General features: G+C 63.7%; 13 protein-coding genes. 10 read left to right on the forward strand and 3 right to left on the reverse strand.

Annotation, left to right across the window (positions count from 1 at the left end):
• Positions 1-97: 97 nt before the first annotated feature.
• The 5 genes from AC0Z42_RS23795 (at position 98) to AC0Z42_RS23815 (ending at position 4,556) form a co-directional block, all read left to right on the forward strand.
• The gene (locus AC0Z42_RS23795; protein WP_065310113.1) at positions 98-1,048 is read left to right on the forward strand and encodes a ribose-phosphate pyrophosphokinase; all 951 of its coding nucleotides are present in this window, start codon (positions 98-100) and stop codon (positions 1,046-1,048) included.
• Positions 1,049-1,220: 172 nt separating this feature from the next.
• Entirely contained in the window at positions 1,221-1,838 is a 618-nt protein-coding gene (locus AC0Z42_RS23800; protein ID WP_485470625.1) for a 50S ribosomal protein L25/general stress protein Ctc, read from the forward strand.
• 113 nt (positions 1,839-1,951) lie between these two features.
• Positions 1,952-2,536, forward strand: coding sequence for an aminoacyl-tRNA hydrolase (gene pth / locus AC0Z42_RS23805; protein ID WP_065310111.1), 585 nt, complete (start codon positions 1,952-1,954; stop codon positions 2,534-2,536).
• 212 nt (positions 2,537-2,748) lie between these two features.
• Complete coding sequence (gene ychF, locus AC0Z42_RS23810; protein WP_308923584.1) at positions 2,749-3,840, forward strand: redox-regulated ATPase YchF; 1,092 nt, start codon at positions 2,749-2,751, stop codon at positions 3,838-3,840.
• A 176-nt stretch (positions 3,841-4,016) separates the two neighbouring features.
• Positions 4,017-4,556: a DsbA family protein gene (locus AC0Z42_RS23815; protein WP_485470626.1), complete on the forward strand. Its 540-nt coding sequence runs from the start codon at positions 4,017-4,019 to the stop codon at positions 4,554-4,556.
• 91 nt (positions 4,557-4,647) lie between these two features.
• Here AC0Z42_RS23815 and AC0Z42_RS23820 read toward each other — a convergent pair whose 3' ends face one another.
• Positions 4,648-6,336, reverse strand: a complete 1,689-nt coding sequence (locus AC0Z42_RS23820) for a PAS domain-containing hybrid sensor histidine kinase/response regulator (protein WP_485470627.1) — start codon at positions 6,334-6,336, stop codon at positions 4,648-4,650.
• A 320-nt stretch (positions 6,337-6,656) separates the two neighbouring features.
• Between AC0Z42_RS23820 and AC0Z42_RS23825 the strand changes: the two genes are divergently transcribed.
• From AC0Z42_RS23825 to AC0Z42_RS23835, 3 genes are read left to right on the forward strand one after another with little or no spacing between them, the layout of a single operon-like run.
• Positions 6,657-8,330, forward strand: coding sequence for a ShlB/FhaC/HecB family hemolysin secretion/activation protein (locus AC0Z42_RS23825; protein ID WP_485470628.1), 1,674 nt, complete (start codon positions 6,657-6,659; stop codon positions 8,328-8,330).
• Positions 8,331-8,390: 60 nt separating this feature from the next.
• Positions 8,391-13,034 (forward strand): two-partner secretion domain-containing protein, encoded by a 4,644-nt coding sequence (locus AC0Z42_RS23830; RefSeq protein WP_485470629.1) that lies wholly within the window; start codon positions 8,391-8,393, stop codon positions 13,032-13,034.
• Positions 13,034-13,666: a hypothetical protein gene (locus AC0Z42_RS23835; RefSeq protein ID WP_485470630.1), complete on the forward strand. Its 633-nt coding sequence runs from the start codon at positions 13,034-13,036 to the stop codon at positions 13,664-13,666. Before AC0Z42_RS23830 ends, AC0Z42_RS23835 begins: the two co-directional genes overlap by 1 nt.
• 76 nt (positions 13,667-13,742) lie before the next feature.
• Here AC0Z42_RS23835 and AC0Z42_RS23840 read toward each other — a convergent pair whose 3' ends face one another.
• Positions 13,743-14,567, reverse strand: coding sequence for a MipA/OmpV family protein (locus AC0Z42_RS23840; RefSeq protein WP_485470631.1), 825 nt, complete (start codon positions 14,565-14,567; stop codon positions 13,743-13,745).
• On the reverse strand, positions 14,564-15,040 hold the full coding sequence (locus AC0Z42_RS23845; RefSeq protein ID WP_485470632.1) for a hypothetical protein: 477 nt from the start codon (positions 15,038-15,040) through the stop codon (positions 14,564-14,566). Before AC0Z42_RS23845 ends, AC0Z42_RS23840 begins: the two co-directional genes overlap by 4 nt.
• Positions 15,041-15,091: 51 nt before the next feature.
• On the opposite strand from AC0Z42_RS23845, the gene AC0Z42_RS23850 reads away from it, so the two are divergent.
• Positions 15,092-16,186, forward strand: a complete 1,095-nt coding sequence (locus AC0Z42_RS23850) for a type II asparaginase (protein WP_485470633.1) — start codon at positions 15,092-15,094, stop codon at positions 16,184-16,186.
• Between the two features lie 119 nt (positions 16,187-16,305).
• Positions 16,306-17,154 carry an MOSC domain-containing protein gene (locus AC0Z42_RS23855; RefSeq protein ID WP_485470634.1) on the forward strand — a complete coding sequence of 283 codons (849 nt, stop codon included), beginning with the start codon at positions 16,306-16,308 and terminating at the stop codon, positions 17,152-17,154.
• Positions 17,155-17,177: the final 23 nt, after the last annotated feature.

Here is a 17,177-nt window from a genome sequence, read left to right on the forward strand (position 1 = left end):
AAGCAAGCCGTTAAACGGCACATGCATAACACAGACTGACCGGGCCTATGCCCGGTTAGTTCTTTTCAAGACTTCTATATCACCTCTTGGGACTCCCATGGCTTACGAAAACCTGATGGTTTTTACCGGCAACGCGAATCCAGCGTTGGCAGAGGGGGTCGCAAAAAATCTCGGCATCCCTCTCGGTAAAGCAAACGTTTCGAAATTCTCCGACGGCGAAGTAATGGTCGAGATTAACGAAAACGTGCGCGGCAAGGATGTTTTTGTTTTGCAATCCACCTGCGCCCCGACCAACGACAGCCTGATGGAAATCATCCTGATGGTCGATGCACTGAAACGCGCATCGGCAGGCCGCATCACCGCAGCGATTCCGTATTTTGGTTATGCCCGCCAGGACCGTCGTCCACGCTCCGCGCGTGTGGCCATTTCGGCCAAGGTCGTCGCCAACATGTTGGAAAAAGCCGGTGTCGAGCGCGTCCTGATCATGGACTTGCATGCCGACCAGATCCAGGGCTTCTTCGATATTCCAGTCGACAATATCTACGCCTCGCCGATCCTGCTGGGCGACTTGCAAAAGAAAAACTACCAGGATCTGCTGGTGGTTTCGCCGGACGTCGGCGGCGTGGTACGTGCGCGCGCCCTGGCAAAACGCCTGGGCTGCGACCTGGCCATCATCGACAAGCGCCGTCCAAAAGCGAATGTCTCCGAAGTGATGAACATCATCGGTGAAGTCGAAGGCCGCAACTGCGTGATCATGGATGACATGGTCGACACCGCAGGCACCCTGACCAAGGCCGCCGAAGTGCTCAAGGAGCGCGGCGCCAAGAAAGTGGTGGCGTATTGCACGCACGCGGTGCTGTCCGGCCCGGCGATCGACCGTATTTCGGCCTCGTCGCTGGACGAGCTGGTGGTCACCGACACGATTCCCCTGTCCGAAGCGGCCCTGGCCTGCGGCAAGATTCGTCAACTGACGTGCGCGCCGCTGCTGGCCGAGACGTTCAAGCGCATCATCAAGGGTGATTCGGTCATTTCCCTGTTTATCGATTGATACGGTAAGCGGTAGTAAATAACGTAAGACCAGCGGCGCGACCGGTTTTCAAACCGGCCGCGCCGCTGCTTTAGTGGTTTTCGGGGTGCATCCGCACCCATTTTCCGAAGTCTCCTGGTCGCGGGAGTCTTCATCACACAAGACGCGAGTCTTGTTTTATTTGGAGTTTCACATGAAAGTTATCGCATTCAAACGCGAATTGCAAGGTTCCGGAGCGAGCCGCCGCCTGCGCATTTCCGGCCAGACCCCTGGTATCGTCTACGGTGGCGCAGAAGCCCCGGTCCTGGTTTCCCTGGATCACAACGCTCTGTACCACGCGCTGAAAAAAGAAGTGTTCCACTCGTCGATCCTGGAACTGGAAATCGACGGTGTTTCCCAGCAAGTGCTGCTGCGCGACTTCCAAGTCCACGCATACAAACAACTGGTACTGCACGCTGACTTCCAGCGCGTTGACTCCAAGCAAGCTATCCACGTGAAAGTGGCGCTGCACTTCGAAAACGCCGACGTTTCCCCAGCAGTCAAACTGCATGGCGCAACCATCAGCCACGTTGCCAACGAAATCGAAGTATCGTGCCTGCCAGGCCAACTGCCAGAGTTCATCTCGGTTGACCTGTCGAACATCGACGTCGGTCACTCGCTGCACGTGAGCGACCTGGTCCTGCCAGCTGGCGTGACCGTTGTTGGCCACGGCGATGACCAGACCATCGCTACCGCTTCGATCCCGGCTGGCGCTGTTGCCGCTGAAGCCGAAGAAGCTGCCGCTGCTGCTGCTGAAGCCGACAAGAAGTAATTGTGCCGCCGCCGCAAGGCGGTCATGGCAAGGAAAAACCCGCCTGGCTCGCTCCGGCGGGTTTTTTTCCGCCTGTTTTCACCGATAATAGCTTTTTTACTGCAGACATCGCCATGCCCATACGCCTGATCGTCGGCCTCGGCAACCCGGGACCCGAATACGAACAAACGCGCCACAATGCCGGCTTCTGGCTGGTCGACAACCTGGCCAACAGCCTGCCCGGCACGCGCTTGCAGCGCGATTCGCGCTATAACGCCATGCTGGCCAAGACCTCGATCAACGGCCAGGACGTGTGGCTGCTCGAACCGCTGACCTTCATGAACCGCTCCGGCCAGTCGGTCGGCGCGCTGGCGCGCTTTTTCAAGATCGCCGCCGACGAAGTGCTGGTGGTGCACGACGAGCTCGATTTGATGCCCGGCATCGCGCGCCTGAAAAAAGGCGGCTCGGCCGGCGGCCACAATGGCCTGAAAGACATCACGGCGGCACTGGGCACGCAGGATTACTGGCGCTTGCGCCTGGGCATCGGCCATCCGCGCAGCCTGAACCTGCAGCAGCAGGTGGCCGATTTCGTGCTGCACCGTCCGCGCCGCGAAGACCAGGAGCTGATCGAGCAGGCGATCGACAAGTCGCTACTGGTGATGCCGCAGATTGTCGACGGCAAGTTCGAGGCCGCCACCATGAAGTTGCATACGGCCTGATGTTGCAAACCGATGGCGCACAAGCCAGCCGGTGCGGCAAGCCGGTGCAGCAAAGCTGTTGCCGCGTGGCGGGCAGGGGTACAATGACGTCCTGAATGTCGTTGTCCAAACCATCGGAATCGTCGCACGACCACCATTTTTCCTAACAGCACCGCCAGCACGCCGATCGACGGCTGCTTTGATCACTGTGCTTTGATAATTAAAGGTTTTTCATGAGTCTCCAATGCGGTATCGTCGGCTTGCCGAACGTCGGCAAGTCCACCCTGTTCAATGCGCTGACGAAAGCCGGCATCCCGGCTGAAAACTATCCTTTCTGCACCATCGAGCCGAACGTCGGCGTGGTCGAAGTGCCGGACCCGCGCATGGATGCGCTGGCCGCCATCGTCAAGCCGGAACGCATGGTCAACGCCATCGTCGAGTTCGTCGACATCGCCGGCCTGGTGGCTGGCGCCTCGAAAGGCGAGGGCCTGGGCAACCAGTTCCTGTCGCACATCCGCGAAACCGACGCCATCGTCAACGTCGTGCGCTGCTTCGAAGATGACAACGTGATCCACGTCGCCGGCAAGATCAACCCGCTCGACGATATCGAAGTCATCCAGACCGAACTGGCGCTGGCCGACATGGGCACCGTGGAAAAAGCAATCCACCGCGAAAACAAGAAAGCCCGCTCCGGCGACAAGGACGCGGCCAAGCTGCTGGCCATCATGGAACGCATGATGCCTTACCTGAACGACGCCAAGCCGGTGCGCGCGATGGGCCTGGACGCCGACGAAATGCTGCTGATCAAGCCTTTGTGCCTGATCACCGCCAAGCCGGCCATGTTCGTTGCCAACGTCTCGGACAGCGGTTTTACCGACAATCCGCTGCTGGACCAGCTGACCGCCTACGCCAAATCGCAGAACGCTCCGATCGTTGCCATCTGCGCCTCGATGGAAGCGGAAATCGCCGACCTGGACGCCGCCGACAAGGGCGCTTTCCTGGCCGACATGGGTATGGAAGAGCCAGGCCTGGACCGCCTGATCCGCGCCGCCTACAAGCTGCTGGGCCTGCAAACCTACTTCACCGCCGGCGTCAAGGAAGTACGCGCCTGGACGATTCCGGTCGGCGCCACCGGCCCACAAGCGGCCGGCGTGATCCACACCGACTTCGAACGCGGCTTCATCCGCGCGCAAACCATCGCCTATGACGACTTCATCACCTACAAGGGTGAAGCTGGCGCCAAGGAAGCGGGCAAGATGCGCGCCGAGGGCAAGGAATATGTCGTCAAGGATGGCGATGTGCTGAACTTCCTGTTCAACGTCTGATAATGGCGGTGCCGGGCCCCACCTGACACCGGCCTGGTTTTCCCCATGCCTGCCCGCGCCTTGCGCCGGCGGGCATTGTTACGTTTGTACGGCGCGACCTCCTGATGGGCAATGGGGTTATAGTCAATCAACGCCCCTACACTGACAGGCCGCCTTGCGCGGCCGGGAGAAACCTGATGACCGATACTGATACTGATATTGCCGGACTGTCGTCCGCCGAACACGCTACCGGCAACCTTGAAGCCAGAGTAACGCTGGTCGAATACGGCGACTTCGAATGCCCGCACTGCGCGCAGGCCGAGCCGCTGACGCGCCACCTGGTGGACACCTATGGGGACAGGTTGCGCTTTGTGTTTCGCCATTTTCCCGACGCTGCCGCCCATCCGCATGCGGAGCTGGCGGCAGAGGCGTCCGAGGCGGCTGCCGCGCAAGGCAAGTTCTGGGCGATGCATGCGGCGCTGTTTCGCCAGCCGCAGCATCTGAAGGAAGCGGCGCTGACGCGTTATGCCGAGGAAATCGAGCTCGACATGACGCGCTACCATGCCGACATGAACGATCATCTGTACCTGCAGCGCGTGCGCGAGCACCATGCGGCGGCTGTCAAGCTGGGCCTGCGCGGCACGCCAAGCTTTTTTCTCAATGATCAGCCGGTCGATGTGTCGTTCGGCCTCGATCACCTGGAACAGGCGGTGCGGGCCGCGCTGGGCGAGCACTGAGTTCAGTACAGTCAATGAAACTTGCATTTTGCAAGGCACAAAAAAACCTCGCGGCTGGCGAGGTTTTTTTGTTTCTGGCATATCGAGCGGGTTATGGCGCGGCCGTCAGGCTGAGCGCCGTGTCGAGCGCTTCCATGAACTCGGGCACGTTGATCGGCTTGGTCAGGTAGCGCAGGAAGCCGGCGTCGAGGCCTTTGCGCACGTCGCGCGGCAGGGCGTTGGCCGACAGGGCGATGACGGGAATGTGCGCCGTCAGCGGGTCGAGGCGCAGCAAGCCCAGCACTTCGCTGCCGCTGATGCCGGGCAGGTTGATGTCCATCAGGATCAGGTCGGGCTGGTGCTGGCGCGCCAGCGCGATGCCGAGGTGGCCATCGACGGCGCTGAGCATGCCTAGGTCGCTGCGGCGGGAGATCAGTTGCTCGACCAGGATCAGGTTGGCAGGGTTGTCCTCCACATACAGCACCTTGCGGCGCGGTGCATCGAACGGCGTGTCAGCCGATGGTGCCCGGATGTCTGCGGCATGCTCGCCGAGCTGCAGTTCTGGAGCCGATGACGCCGCCAGTTCGATCCAGAACAGCGTGCCGACCCCGACCTCGCTTTCCATGCCCATCGTGCCGCCCATCAGTTCCACCAGTTGCTTGGTCACCACCAGACCGATGCCGGTGCCTTCCTCGGTGCCGGCTTCCTGTCCCAGCCGGTTGAATGGCTGGAATAGTTGTTGCAGTTGCTCGGCGCTCAGGCCATTGCCGGTGTCGCGCACGCTCAGGCGCACCCGCTCGCCATGCTGTTGGCATTCCACCAGCACGCTGCCGCCAGTGCGGTTGTATTTGATGGCGTTCGACAACAGGTTGATGACCACCTGTTTGACCCGCGTGAGGTCGGCATGCACGTAGAACGGCTGGGCGAGTGTAGGGAAGGTCAGCGTAATCTGGCGCTTTTGCGCCTGCGGGGTGATCATCGCGCGGCAGTCGCGCAAGACTTCGGTCAGCGCCATCGCTTCGCGCGACATGGCGACCCGGCCCGATTCGATCATCGACAGGTCGAGAATTTCATTGATCAGGCGCAGCAGATACCAGCCGCCATTGAGGATCTGGTCCAGCGAGCGTTGCTGCGAGGCGCTGGGCGGCGGCGTGTCCGACGCCATCAGCTGCGCGAAGCCCAGCACCGCGTTGAGCGGCGTGCGCAATTCATGGCTCATGCTGGACAGGAATTCCGACTTGGCGCGGTTGGCCTTGTCCGCTTGCGCGCGTGCGTTTTCCAGCTCGACGCTATTGTCGCTCAGCACGCGGTTGAGCAGCTCGCGCTCCTGTTCCGCCTGCTTGCGCACGGTATTGTCGGTGCCGATCAGCAGATAGCCGATGATGGTGTCGTCCGCATCGCGCAGCGCCGTGACCGACACGATCGCCGGGAAGCGGCTGCCATCCTTGCGCACATAGGTCAGCTCATAACTGTCTTCGATACCGCGCGAGGCCTTGTAGACCAGCGCTTCGAAACCGGGGGTGATCGGCGTATCGAGTTCCAGCGAGAGCGCGGCGGCGCGCGCGATGGCCTCGGCCGGATCGGAAATGCCGGCTGGCGTAATGCGGTCGATCACATCGCTGGCCTGGTAGCCCAGCATGCGCTCGGCGCCGACATTGAACAGCTGGATCACACCCTGCGCATCGGTGGCGATGCAGGAAAAATAAGGACTGCTGAAGATGGCTTCTTGCAACAGACCCGTTTTCAGGAGCGCAGGCTGGGCTGCGCGCGCGGCGGTGCCGGCACGGTAAATGTCGTTCATGCTTACTGCCCTTGGTTCGCAACGGCCGTTTCTGGTCAGATACGGCGGGCTGCACATTATTGAGCGACAGGCGCTGTTGTCTTGTGAAAGACGCTGCTGTCAGTGTTGCTAAACCACACGACAAACGACATTTTAGCAAACTTCCTGTTCCCGGCGGCGCGCGCATGGCGCCCCTGGAAGGCCCGCCCGGCCTCGTTTTGCCGGATTTTGCCGGTTGCGGCAAATATCGCTATGTACGGTAACCGGCAGATAGTAATTTTTCCAACAGGCAATATCAACTTGGAAATTTACAGTTCACACACATTCAAGTCGAGGCCAGCATGTCCCATATCAAATTCCTGCCATTCGCCATGTTGGCGCTCACGCAGAGCATCGCCCTGGCGCAGCAAGTACCGAGCGCCGGCAGCCAGCTGCGCCAGATTCCGCCAGCACCGGCGCCGCAGCAGGAAGCACCGCGCCTGCGCGTCGAGCAAAGCGCCGCACCGGTAGCCGCCGCGCCTGCTTCCAGCGCCAGCATCAAGGTCCAGCGCTTGCGCGTGACGGGGGCCGTGGCCTATCCGGAAGCGGCGCTGCTGGCCCTGACGGGCTTCCAGCCGGGCAGTGCGCTGACGGTGGACGAACTGAACGCCATGGCCTTGAGCATTGAACAGGAGTACCGCCGCAACGGTTATTTTGTCGCCCAGGCCTACTTGCCGGCGCAGGATATCGAGCAGGGCGTGGTCACCATCGCGGTGCTGGAAGGCCAATATGGCCAGATCGGCCTGAAGAACCAGACCAATATGTCCGACGGCCGTGTCGGCGCCTTGCTCGGTGGCATCGACAGCGGCGACACGGTAATGCGTGAACCGCTGGAGCAGCGCCTGCTGCTGCTGTCGGACTTGCCTGGGGTGGTCGTCAAGTCGACCCTGGCGCCCGGCGCCACGCCCGGCACGTCCGACCTGCTGGTCGATGTCCAGCCCGGCCAGCGCGTGACCGGCAGCATTGACGCCGACAATGCCGGCAGCCGCTATACGGGTGAGCACCGCATTGGCGGCACGATCAACCTGAACCAGCCGTTCGGCCTCGGCGACGTGGCGACCTTGCGCGTGCTCACTTCCGGCGATGGCCTGAAATATGCGCGCGCCTCGTACCAGCTGCAGGTGGGGCGCGCCACGGTGGGCGCCGCGTACAGCCGGCTCGATTACAAGCTGGGCAAGGAATTTGACAGCCTCGACGCCCGGGGCACGGCGAAAATCGCCGGCGTCTACGCCAGTTATCCGCTGATCCGCTCGCGCGACAGCAATCTGTATGCGCAACTGTCGTATGACGACAAGACCTTCCAGGACAAGGTCCAGGTGGCGTCCATCGTCAACGATAAAAAAGTGCGCGCCGCCACCATCGGCCTGATTGGCGATCACCGCGACAATCTTGGCGGGGGCGGCATGAACAACTATGCGCTGGCGCTGACCAGCGGCGACCTCGACATCCAGACGGCCGACGTGCGTGCGTTTGACGCCTTGACGGCGCGCAGCAATGGCGGCTACCACAAGCTGGCTTTCAGCGCGACGCGTTTGCAAAGCGTCAGCGACTCGGTGTCGCTGTATGCGGCCATCAACGGCCAGCTGGCATCGAAAAACCTGGACGTGTCCGAACGCATGGAGCTCGGCGGCGTCAACGGCGTGCGCGCCTATCCGGAAGGCGAGGCATATGCCGACCAGGGCTATGTGCTGAACCTGGAGGCGCGGCTGCGGCTGCCGCCGCTGCCGGCCAGCATGCCCGGCCAGATGCAGCTGATCGGTTTTGTCGATACCGGCACTGTATCGCTGAACAAGAACCAGTGGGCGGCGAGCGACAACAAGCGCACCCTGAGCGGCGCCGGCATTGGCCTTAGCTGGGCCGACAACAATAATTTCGTGGTGCGTACGTATTACGCGCACAAGCTGGGCGGCGCCGTGGCCACCTCGGCCCCGGACAAGGGCGGACGCTTCTGGATCCAGGCGGTGAAGTATTTCTAAGCCAGTGGTGATCCACGCACAGTCCGACCCATCACGCCCAACACAGAACAGAGAGACACCATGAACCACATTTACCGCTCGATATGGAATGAAAAGACCGGCGCCTATGCCGCCGTTTCCGAAAACACCAGCAGCGCCGGCAAGGCCTCGTCGTCGGTGCGCGGCAGCACCGCCAGCGCCGCCATGTTCGCCCTGAAGACCTTGTCGGTATCGCTGATGATGGCGCTCGGCGCCAATGTGTATGCGCTGCCGCCCGCCGGCACCGTGACCGCCGGCGGCGCCACCATCAACAACAGCAAGCCAGGCAGCATGGTGATCAATCAATCGACGCAGAACGTGGCGATCAACTGGCAAAGTTTCAATATCGCCGCCGGCGAAAGCGTGCAGTTCGTGCAGCCGAACAGCAATTCGGTGGCGCTGAACCGCGTCATCGGCAGCGATCCGTCCAGCATCCTGGGCAACCTCAGCGCCAACGGCAAGGTGTTCCTGATTAACCCGAACGGCATCCTGTTCGGCAAGGGCGCATCGGTCAATGTAGGCGGCCTGGTCGGCTCGACCCTGGGGCTGAGCGACGGCGATTTCATGGCCGGGCGCTATCAGTTCAGCGGCAACGGCAATGGCGCCATCGTCAACCAGGGCGCGATCAATGCGAACGGCGGCTATGTCGCGCTGGTCGGCGGCAAGGTCGATAACCAGGGCAGCATCGTCGCCAACCGCGGCATGGTGGCGCTGGCCGCCGGCAGCGCCGTCACGCTCGATGTACTGGGCGGACAGTTGCTCAATGTTACGGTCGATCGCGGCGTCCTCGGCGCACTGGCGCAGAACGGTGGCCTGATCCAGGCTGACGGCGGCCAGGTGATGCTCAGCGCACAAGGCGCAGGCAGCCTGCTGGGCAGCGCCGTCAACAATAGCGGCGTGATACGCGCCCGCACGCTGGAAAACCACAACGGCGTGATCCGCCTGCTTGGCGATACCGCCGGCGGCAGCGTCACGCAGGCCGGTACGCTCGATGCATCGGGCCGCGCCGCAGGCGAACGCGGTGGCCAGGTCACCGTGCTGGGCCAGCACATTGCGCTGACCGGCACGGCGGCCATCGACGCTTCCGGCGACGCCGGCGGCGGTACGGTGCTAATCGGCGGCAATTACCAGGGCAAGGGCGCCGAAGCCCATGCCCTGTCCACCAGCATCGACAGTGGCGCGGTGGTGCACGCCGATGCCGTCAGCCAGGGCAATGGCGGCCAGATCGTTGTCTGGTCCGATGGCACGACCGCGTTCGGCGGCACGCTGACGGCAAAGGGCGGCGCGCTGTCCGGCAATGGCGGCCTGATTGAAACCTCGGGCAAGACCGTGGTGCGCGGCGCCGATGCTTATGTCAACACGCTGGCGCCGAAAGGCAAGACCGGCACCTGGCTGCTCGATCCGGTCAACTACACGATCGCGCTGGCTGGCGGCGATGAAACGCCAGCGCAGGTGACGCTGAGCCTGGCCAGCAGCAACCGCGTGATTACCGCGACCAATGACATCACGGTCGGCAGCGCGCTGACCTGGACCACGCCGCAAACGCTGGAATTGAACGCCGGCCACGACGTGCTGGTCAATGCGGCGATTACCGCCAGCACCGCCGGTTCCGGCCTCAAGCTCATTGCGCTCAACGATGTGGTGCTCGATTCGGCGGCGGCCATCACGGCCAGCGGCAGCGGTTCGCAAGTGAGCCTGGACGCCGGGCGCAACATCGTCATCAATGGCGCGCTGACGACCGACGGTGGCGGTTCCACCGCCATGCGCGCGACCAACAATATCGATATCAATGGCGCCTTGAGCGCGAATGGCGGCGGCGCTTTGAGCATGATTGCCGACAATACCATCACCATCAACAGCGCGGTCAGTGCCGATGGCGGCCAGGTGACCTTGCGTGCCGACAATGACGGCACCGGCCCCGGCGTGTCCGGCGGCACTGTGGTGTTCGCCGGCATCGGCAAGGTCAGCGGCGCCAACACGTTGATTCTGTTCAATCCGAACGGCTATGCCAACACGGCCGCCGAGATCGCTGCCTACGGCACCAAGGTGGTCGGCGCGCTCGACGCGCGCGCCTGGGTCTTCGCCCGCGCCGAGAACAAGGTGTACGACGCCACCAATGGCGCCAGCCTGGGTTTCATCAGCGATCCGCGCGCCGGCGGCGACGTCACGCTGGTGCCCGGCATCGCCACCTTCAGCGACAAGAATGTGGGTGCCGGCAAGGCCGTCACCTACAGCGGCTATGACCTGGGCGGCGCCAATGTGGCGCGCTTCGCGCTGTTCGGCAACGGCAGCGGCAGCAGCTCGGCCAACATTACCGCGCTGGCCATTCTCGGTTCGATCGGCGCGGCCAGCAAGGTCTACGACGGCAACCAGAGCGCCGATATCACCAGCCGCAGCCTGAGCGGCGTGCTGGCGGCCGATACGGCTACCGTCAGCTACACCGGCGGCTCGGCCACCTTTGCCGACCAGAATGTCGGCAACAACAAGGCAGTGCTGGGCACCGGCCTGGGCCTTACCGGGGCGGACGCCAGCAACTACACGGTCAACAGCAGTGCCTCGACCGCCGCCAATATCACGCCGGCGGCGTTGACGGTGACGGCGGCCAATGCCAGCAAGGTCTACGGCCAGACGCCGACCCTGTCGGCCTTCACCTATGCCGGCACGCAAAACGGCGAAACGGTTGGCAATGTGACCGAAAACAGCATCGGCGCTGCCGCCACCGCGCCGGTCGCCGGACCGTACGCCATCGTGCCCAGCGCGGCCGGCGGCGGCACTTTCACGCCATCGAACTACACCATCACCTATGTCAATGGCGCACTGGCCGTGACGCCGGCGCCGCTGACCATCACGGCGATGGATGCGAGCAAGGTCTACGGCCAGACGCCGACCTTGTCCGCCTATACCTCGACCGCGCTGCAAAATGGCGAAACCATCGGCAGCGTGACCGAGACCAGCGCCGGCACGCTGGCCACTGCGCCCGTGCCCGGACCGTACGCCATCATTCCGAGCGCTGCATCGGGCGGCACCTTTACGCCATCGAATTATGCGATCACCTATGTCAATGGCGCGCTGGTAGTCACGCCGGCGCCGCTGAGCATCACTGCCAATAACGTCACCAAGGCTTACGGCGAGACACCGGACCTGAGCGGCTTTACCTCGAGCGCGCTGCAAAACGGCGAAAGCATCGGCAGCGTCAGCGGCACCAGCCCCGGCGCCGCCGCCGACGCCGCAGCGCCCGGACCGTACGCGATTACGCCTGGCAATGCGGCCGGCGGTACCTTTACGCCGTCGAACTATGCGATTACCTATGTGAATGGCGCACTGGCCGTGACCCCTGCGGTGGTGGTGCCGCCGGTGATCGTCGACCCGCCAGTAGTGGTTGATCCGCCCGTGGTCGTGCCGCCAGTAGTTGTCGTGCCGCCCGTGGTCGAGGTGCCGCCGGTGGTGGTAGTTCCGCCGGTGGTCGTGCCACCCGTGGTCGAGGTGCCGCCCGTGGTGGTAGTTCCACCGGTGATCGTGCCACCCGTGATCGAGGTGCCACCAGTGGTCGTGCCGCCAGTCGTGGTAGTGCCACCGGTGGTTGTGGTTCCGCCGGTGGTCGTACCGCCCGTGGTCGAGGTACCGCCAGTCGTCGTGCCGCCAGTCGTTGTGGTTCCACCCGTGGTTGTGGTTCCGCCGGTGGTCGTGCCGCCCGTGGTCGAGGTACCGCCAGTCGTCGTGCCGCCAGTCGTTGTAGTGCCACCCGTGGTTGTGGTGCCGCCGGTGGTCGTGCCGCCCGTGGTCGAGGTGCCACCGGTAGTCGTGCCGCCAGTCGTGGTAGTGCCACCGGTGGTTGTGGTTCCGCCAGTGGTCGTACCGCCCGTGGTCGAGGTGCCACCAGTTGTTGTGCCGCCAGTCGTGGTAGTGCCGCCAGTGGTCGTACCACCAGTCGTTGTGGTGCCACCGGTGGTTGTGGTTCCACCGGTGGTTGTGGTTCCACCGGTGGTTGTGGTTCCACCGGTGGTTGTGGTTCCACCGGTGGTTGTGCCGCCCGTGGTCGAGGTGCCGCCAGTGGTCGTGCCGCCAGTCGTGGTAGTGCCGCCAGTGGTCGTGCCGCCAGTCGTTGTGGTGCCACCAGTGGTTGTGGTTCCGCCAGTGGTCGTACCGCCCGTGGTCGAGGTGCCACCAGTGGTCGTACCGCCAGTTGTTGTGGTGCCTCCAGTAGTCGTACCACCAGTCGTCGTACCGCCCGTGGTCGAGGTGCCACCGGTGGTCGTGCCGCCAGTCGTTGTAGTGCCACCGGTGGTTGTGGTGCCGCCGGTAGTCGTGCCGCCCGTCGTTGTGGTCCCACCGGTAGTTGTGGTTCCGCCCGTCGTTGTCGTTCCACCAGTGGTCGTGGTGCCGCCGCCAGTGGTTGTGCCACCGGTCGTGGTCGTGCCGCCAGTCCTGGTGCCGCCCGCACGCGAAGTACCGCCGGTGGTCGTGCCGCCGAATAACGTGACGCCTGCGCCGCCGCCCATCGCGACACTGGTGGTGGTGCCGCCGGCCTTGCCGCCTGGTGCGCGATTCACGCTGCCGCCGCCGGTGTTGCCGCCGGTGCCGGTCGTAACGCCGCCAGCACCGCCAGCGCCGCCGGTCACTGCGCTGGAAGCGCCGCCAGCACCGTATGTGCCGGTCGTGCATCCGCGCAAACAGGATCGCAACTGATGGCCGGGCGATGGGGTGGCGTTCTGCTGGCCCTGAGCGCCCTGGCGGCGGCGCCTTGTGCGCTCGCTGCCGGGGGACGGGCCGACTTCAAGCTGGAGCCGGCTTCCGCCGAAGCGAGCAGGCTGGCGGACTGGATCGTCGATTCCGGCGATAACGGCCAGCTGCCGTTCGTCATTGTCGACAAGCACGGCGCCAAGGTATTTGTCTTCCATGCCGACGGCAGCCTGCGTGGCGCCTCGGCCGCCTTGCTGGGACAGTCGTCGGGCGACGACTCGGCGCCCGGCATCGGCACGCGCAAGCTGGCCGATATCCGGCCCGAGGAGCGCACCACGCCGGCGGGCCGCTTTGTCGCCTCGCTGGGCCACAATCTGCATGGCGGCGAAATCCTGTGGGTCGATTACGACGCCGCCATTTCCCTGCACCCGGTGGTTACCAGCAATCCGCGAGAACAGCGGCTGCAGCGCCTGGCCAGCGCCACGCCGCTCGACAATCGTATTTCGTATGGCTGCATCAATGTGCCGCCCAAGTTTTACCAAGGCGTCGTCAGTCCTGCCTTCAAGCAGTCCGATGGCATCGTCTATATTCTTCCAGAAACCCGGCCAGCCAGCACGGTCTTCCCAGGCTATCGATAATTCGTGCATTGCGCCGGACATGCATGCGGGTGCTTGTACCAGGTCATTAGTCCAAGGCAAGCGACTGAATTTCTGGCTATTCTTCTCCACCCCATGCCGGACGGCCGGAACGCTGCCATGTCCACATCAGCCCGATGCCGGCCGAGGTGCCGCTGTTCTGGCGCAGCAGCGGGCTGTCGCGGTTGGCGGCGCCGGCGTAGTTGTCGTAGCGCAGAAAGGCAAACGCGCGCCAGTCGCGGTGCAGCAGGTACGAGCCGCCCAGGCCGAGACGGGTCAGCATCAGGCCGCTTTTGGCCGCATAGGCGGGGCGCGCAGCTGTGGCAAATTGCTGCTCGACGCCATAGAAATAACCATTGATGCCACGATTGCCCAGCACGGCGGACAGGGCCGTATCGACATGCCAGCGCCCCTGCGGGTCGGCCACGGTGTAGGCCAGACGCGGTTCGAAGGTGGCGCCCTGGCGATGCAGGCCGCCACGCGCTTCGATCACGGCGCGCAGCGGCAGCTCCAGCCGCACGCTGCTGTTTGGCGACGGTTCGGCCAGCTTGATCTTCAGGCGCGGGCCAAATTCCACCAGGGTGCCCAGGTCCGGCATGCCGCGCCGGGCCGGCACCTCATCGGACCTGGCCGGCAGCGACAGGGCAAAGCCGACGTCGAATTCGGTTTTGTCGGTATTGACCAGCCGCGCACCGACGCCCGAGCGGTCGGCGCGCAGCACTTCGCCACGATAAACAAGATAGGGCAGGGCCAGGGTGCGCGTCGAGCGCTCGTTTGAACCCGGATAGGCGGGCGTGACGGCGGTGCCGCCAAAGACGCCCGCTTCCCACAGCGGCAGTGCCGGTTCTGCGGCCAGCGCCGGCGCGGCGCTGGCGATGGCCAGCAGGGTGACAGTCCTGATCATGGTTGTGCTCCACAAGATTGCTCCATCGACGGTGGTGCTGGTGCGGCGGCTACCCCGGCACGCCGCCACAGCGCGGCGGCGCTGCGCACATGGTGTTCGAGCGCATCGGGGCGGCAGGCGGCGCCGGCGGCCTGCGCGGCTTGCTGGTGCAGGCGCGCCTGCCAGCTCGTATCTCCATGGCCCAGTTCGACATTGTCGATGGCCTCTTCATATGTGCGCAGTGCCTGCGGCCAATGGCCTTGCCGGGCCGCCTCGTTTGCCCATTGCTCCTGCTGTTGCGCCATGCGCAGCTCGACCTGGGTGGAGCAGGCGGCCAGCGCCAGCAGGCAGGGCAGCAGCAGGCAAGGCATGGTGCGGGGGCGCAGAAGCATGGTGGCGGGTAAAGTTGTCGGAATGAGACTACTGTAGCGCATCGGCGGGCGCACACGCTTGCCGCCGGCGAAATCGTCGCTGGCAGGCGATACCGATGACATATAATTTGCCCACCACTTTGTTACTTTCTTCATATCACCAACAGGAGCACCATGTTTTCACGCAAATTCCAATCTTGTGCACAGCTGATGCTGGCCACCTTGATGATGAGCTTTGTCGCTGCGGCGCCTGCGCGCGCGCAGCAGGCAGCTGTCAAATTGCCGAACGTGGTGATCCTGGCAACCGGCGGCACCATCGCCGGCAGCGGCGCCGACAGCACCACCACCGTCGGCTACACTTCGGCTACCGTGGGTGTCGAGCGCCTGATCGCCGCCGTGCCGGAACTGAAAAAAGTGGCCAACGTGAAAGGCGAGCAAGTGTTCCAGATCGCCAGCGAAAGCATGGGCAATGAACACTGGCTGGCCCTGGCCAAGCGCATCAATGTGCTGCTGGCCTCGCAAGACGTCGATGGCGTAGTCGTTACGCACGGCACCGACACCATCGAGGAAACCGCATATTTCCTGAACCTGACCGTGAAGAGCCACAAGCCGGTGGTGGTGGTGGGCGCGATGCGGCCGTCGACGGCGATTTCGGCCGATGGCCCGATCAATCTGTACAACGCGGTGCTGCTGGCCGGCAGCAAGGAGGCTGTCGGCAAGGGCGTGCTGGTGGCCTTGAACGACCAGATCAATGCAGCGCGCGAAGTCACCAAGACCAACACCTCGACCACCGACACCTTCAAGTCGCCGGAACTGGGCATGCTGGGCTATATTCAGGGCAGCAAGCCGTTCTTTTACCGCCAGTCGACGCGCAAGCACACGCTGGAATCGGAATTTGACATCAGCAAGCTCGACTCCCTGCCGCAAGTGGACATCGTGTATGGCTACGCCAACATGAACCGCATCGGCATGGACGCCTTTATTGCCGCCGGCGCCAAGGGCATCATCCATGCGGGCGTGGGCGATGGCAGCGTGGCGGCGCAAATGAAGCCGGCGCTGGTCGAAGCGCGCCAGAAGGGCGTGTTGATCGTGCGATCGAGCCGCGTCGGCCAGGGCATCGTGGCGCGCAATGGCGAAGCCAATGACGACGAACTCGACAGCGTTGTATCGGATACCCTGAACCCGCAAAAAGCCCGCATCCTGCTGATGCTGGCACTGACCAAGACCAACAGCACGCAGGAAATCCAGCGTATTTTCTACACCTATTGATGGCCTGCCGGGCCGGCGCCGCATTTGCCTCATCAGGCAGATTTACGCTGGCCCGCTTTGCTGCCATACTTCGCCCCTGAACAATGAATCGGCAGCGGCTGCGGCGCTGCCAGTGGCGCATGGCTATCCTGTCCGAGATTAACCTTTACCCGATCAAATCGTGCGCCGGCATCGCCCTGCGCGAAGCCGTGCTGACAGACTGCGGCCTGATGAGCGAACACGTGTATGACCGCGAGTGGATGGTGGTCGATGCTGACGGCCGTTTCCTGACCCAGCGCGAACATCCGCGCATGGCGCTGATCGTGCCAACCATCAAGGCCTCGACCCTGGAATTGCGTGCGCCGGGCATGTTGCGCCTGGAAATTGAACTGGGCTTGCCGCACCCGCAACTGGCGCCCATGCTGGAAGTGCAGTTGTGGGACGAACAGGTGCGCGCCTACGATTGCGACGAAGTGACCGCAGCCTGGTTTTCCAACGCCATCGGCACGTCCTGCCGGCTGGCGCGCTTCCACCCTGACGTGGTGCGCGCCACCGGCACCAAGTGGACTGGCGGCATTGCCGCGCCCACCTTGTTTTCCGACGGCTATCCGCTGCTGGTGGCCAGCGTGGCGTCGCTGGAAGATGTGAACGAGAAACTGCGCTCGGCCGGCCGCGCGCCGTTGCCGATGAACCGCTTCCGGCCCAACCTGGTACTCGACGGCATCGGCGCTTTCGAGGAAGATTACGCCGATACACTGCAGTTTGGCGCCACCACCCTGAAACCCGTCAAGCCTTGCCCGCGCTGCCCGATTCCCGCGGTCGACCAGGCCACGGGCGTGCCGGGACCGGACCCGCTCGATGTCATGCATTATCGGGCCAAGCCCGAACTCGACGGCGCGATCTGCTTCGGCATGAACGCCATCGTCACGGCGGGCGGCGACGAGCCCATCGTGGTGGGCCAGGAAGTCGGTTTCGAACTGGCGTTTTAAGCGTTGTGGCCGCACAGAAGGGT

It is taken from the genome of Janthinobacterium sp. 1L-D-8-B-C4, assembly GCF_057291295.1.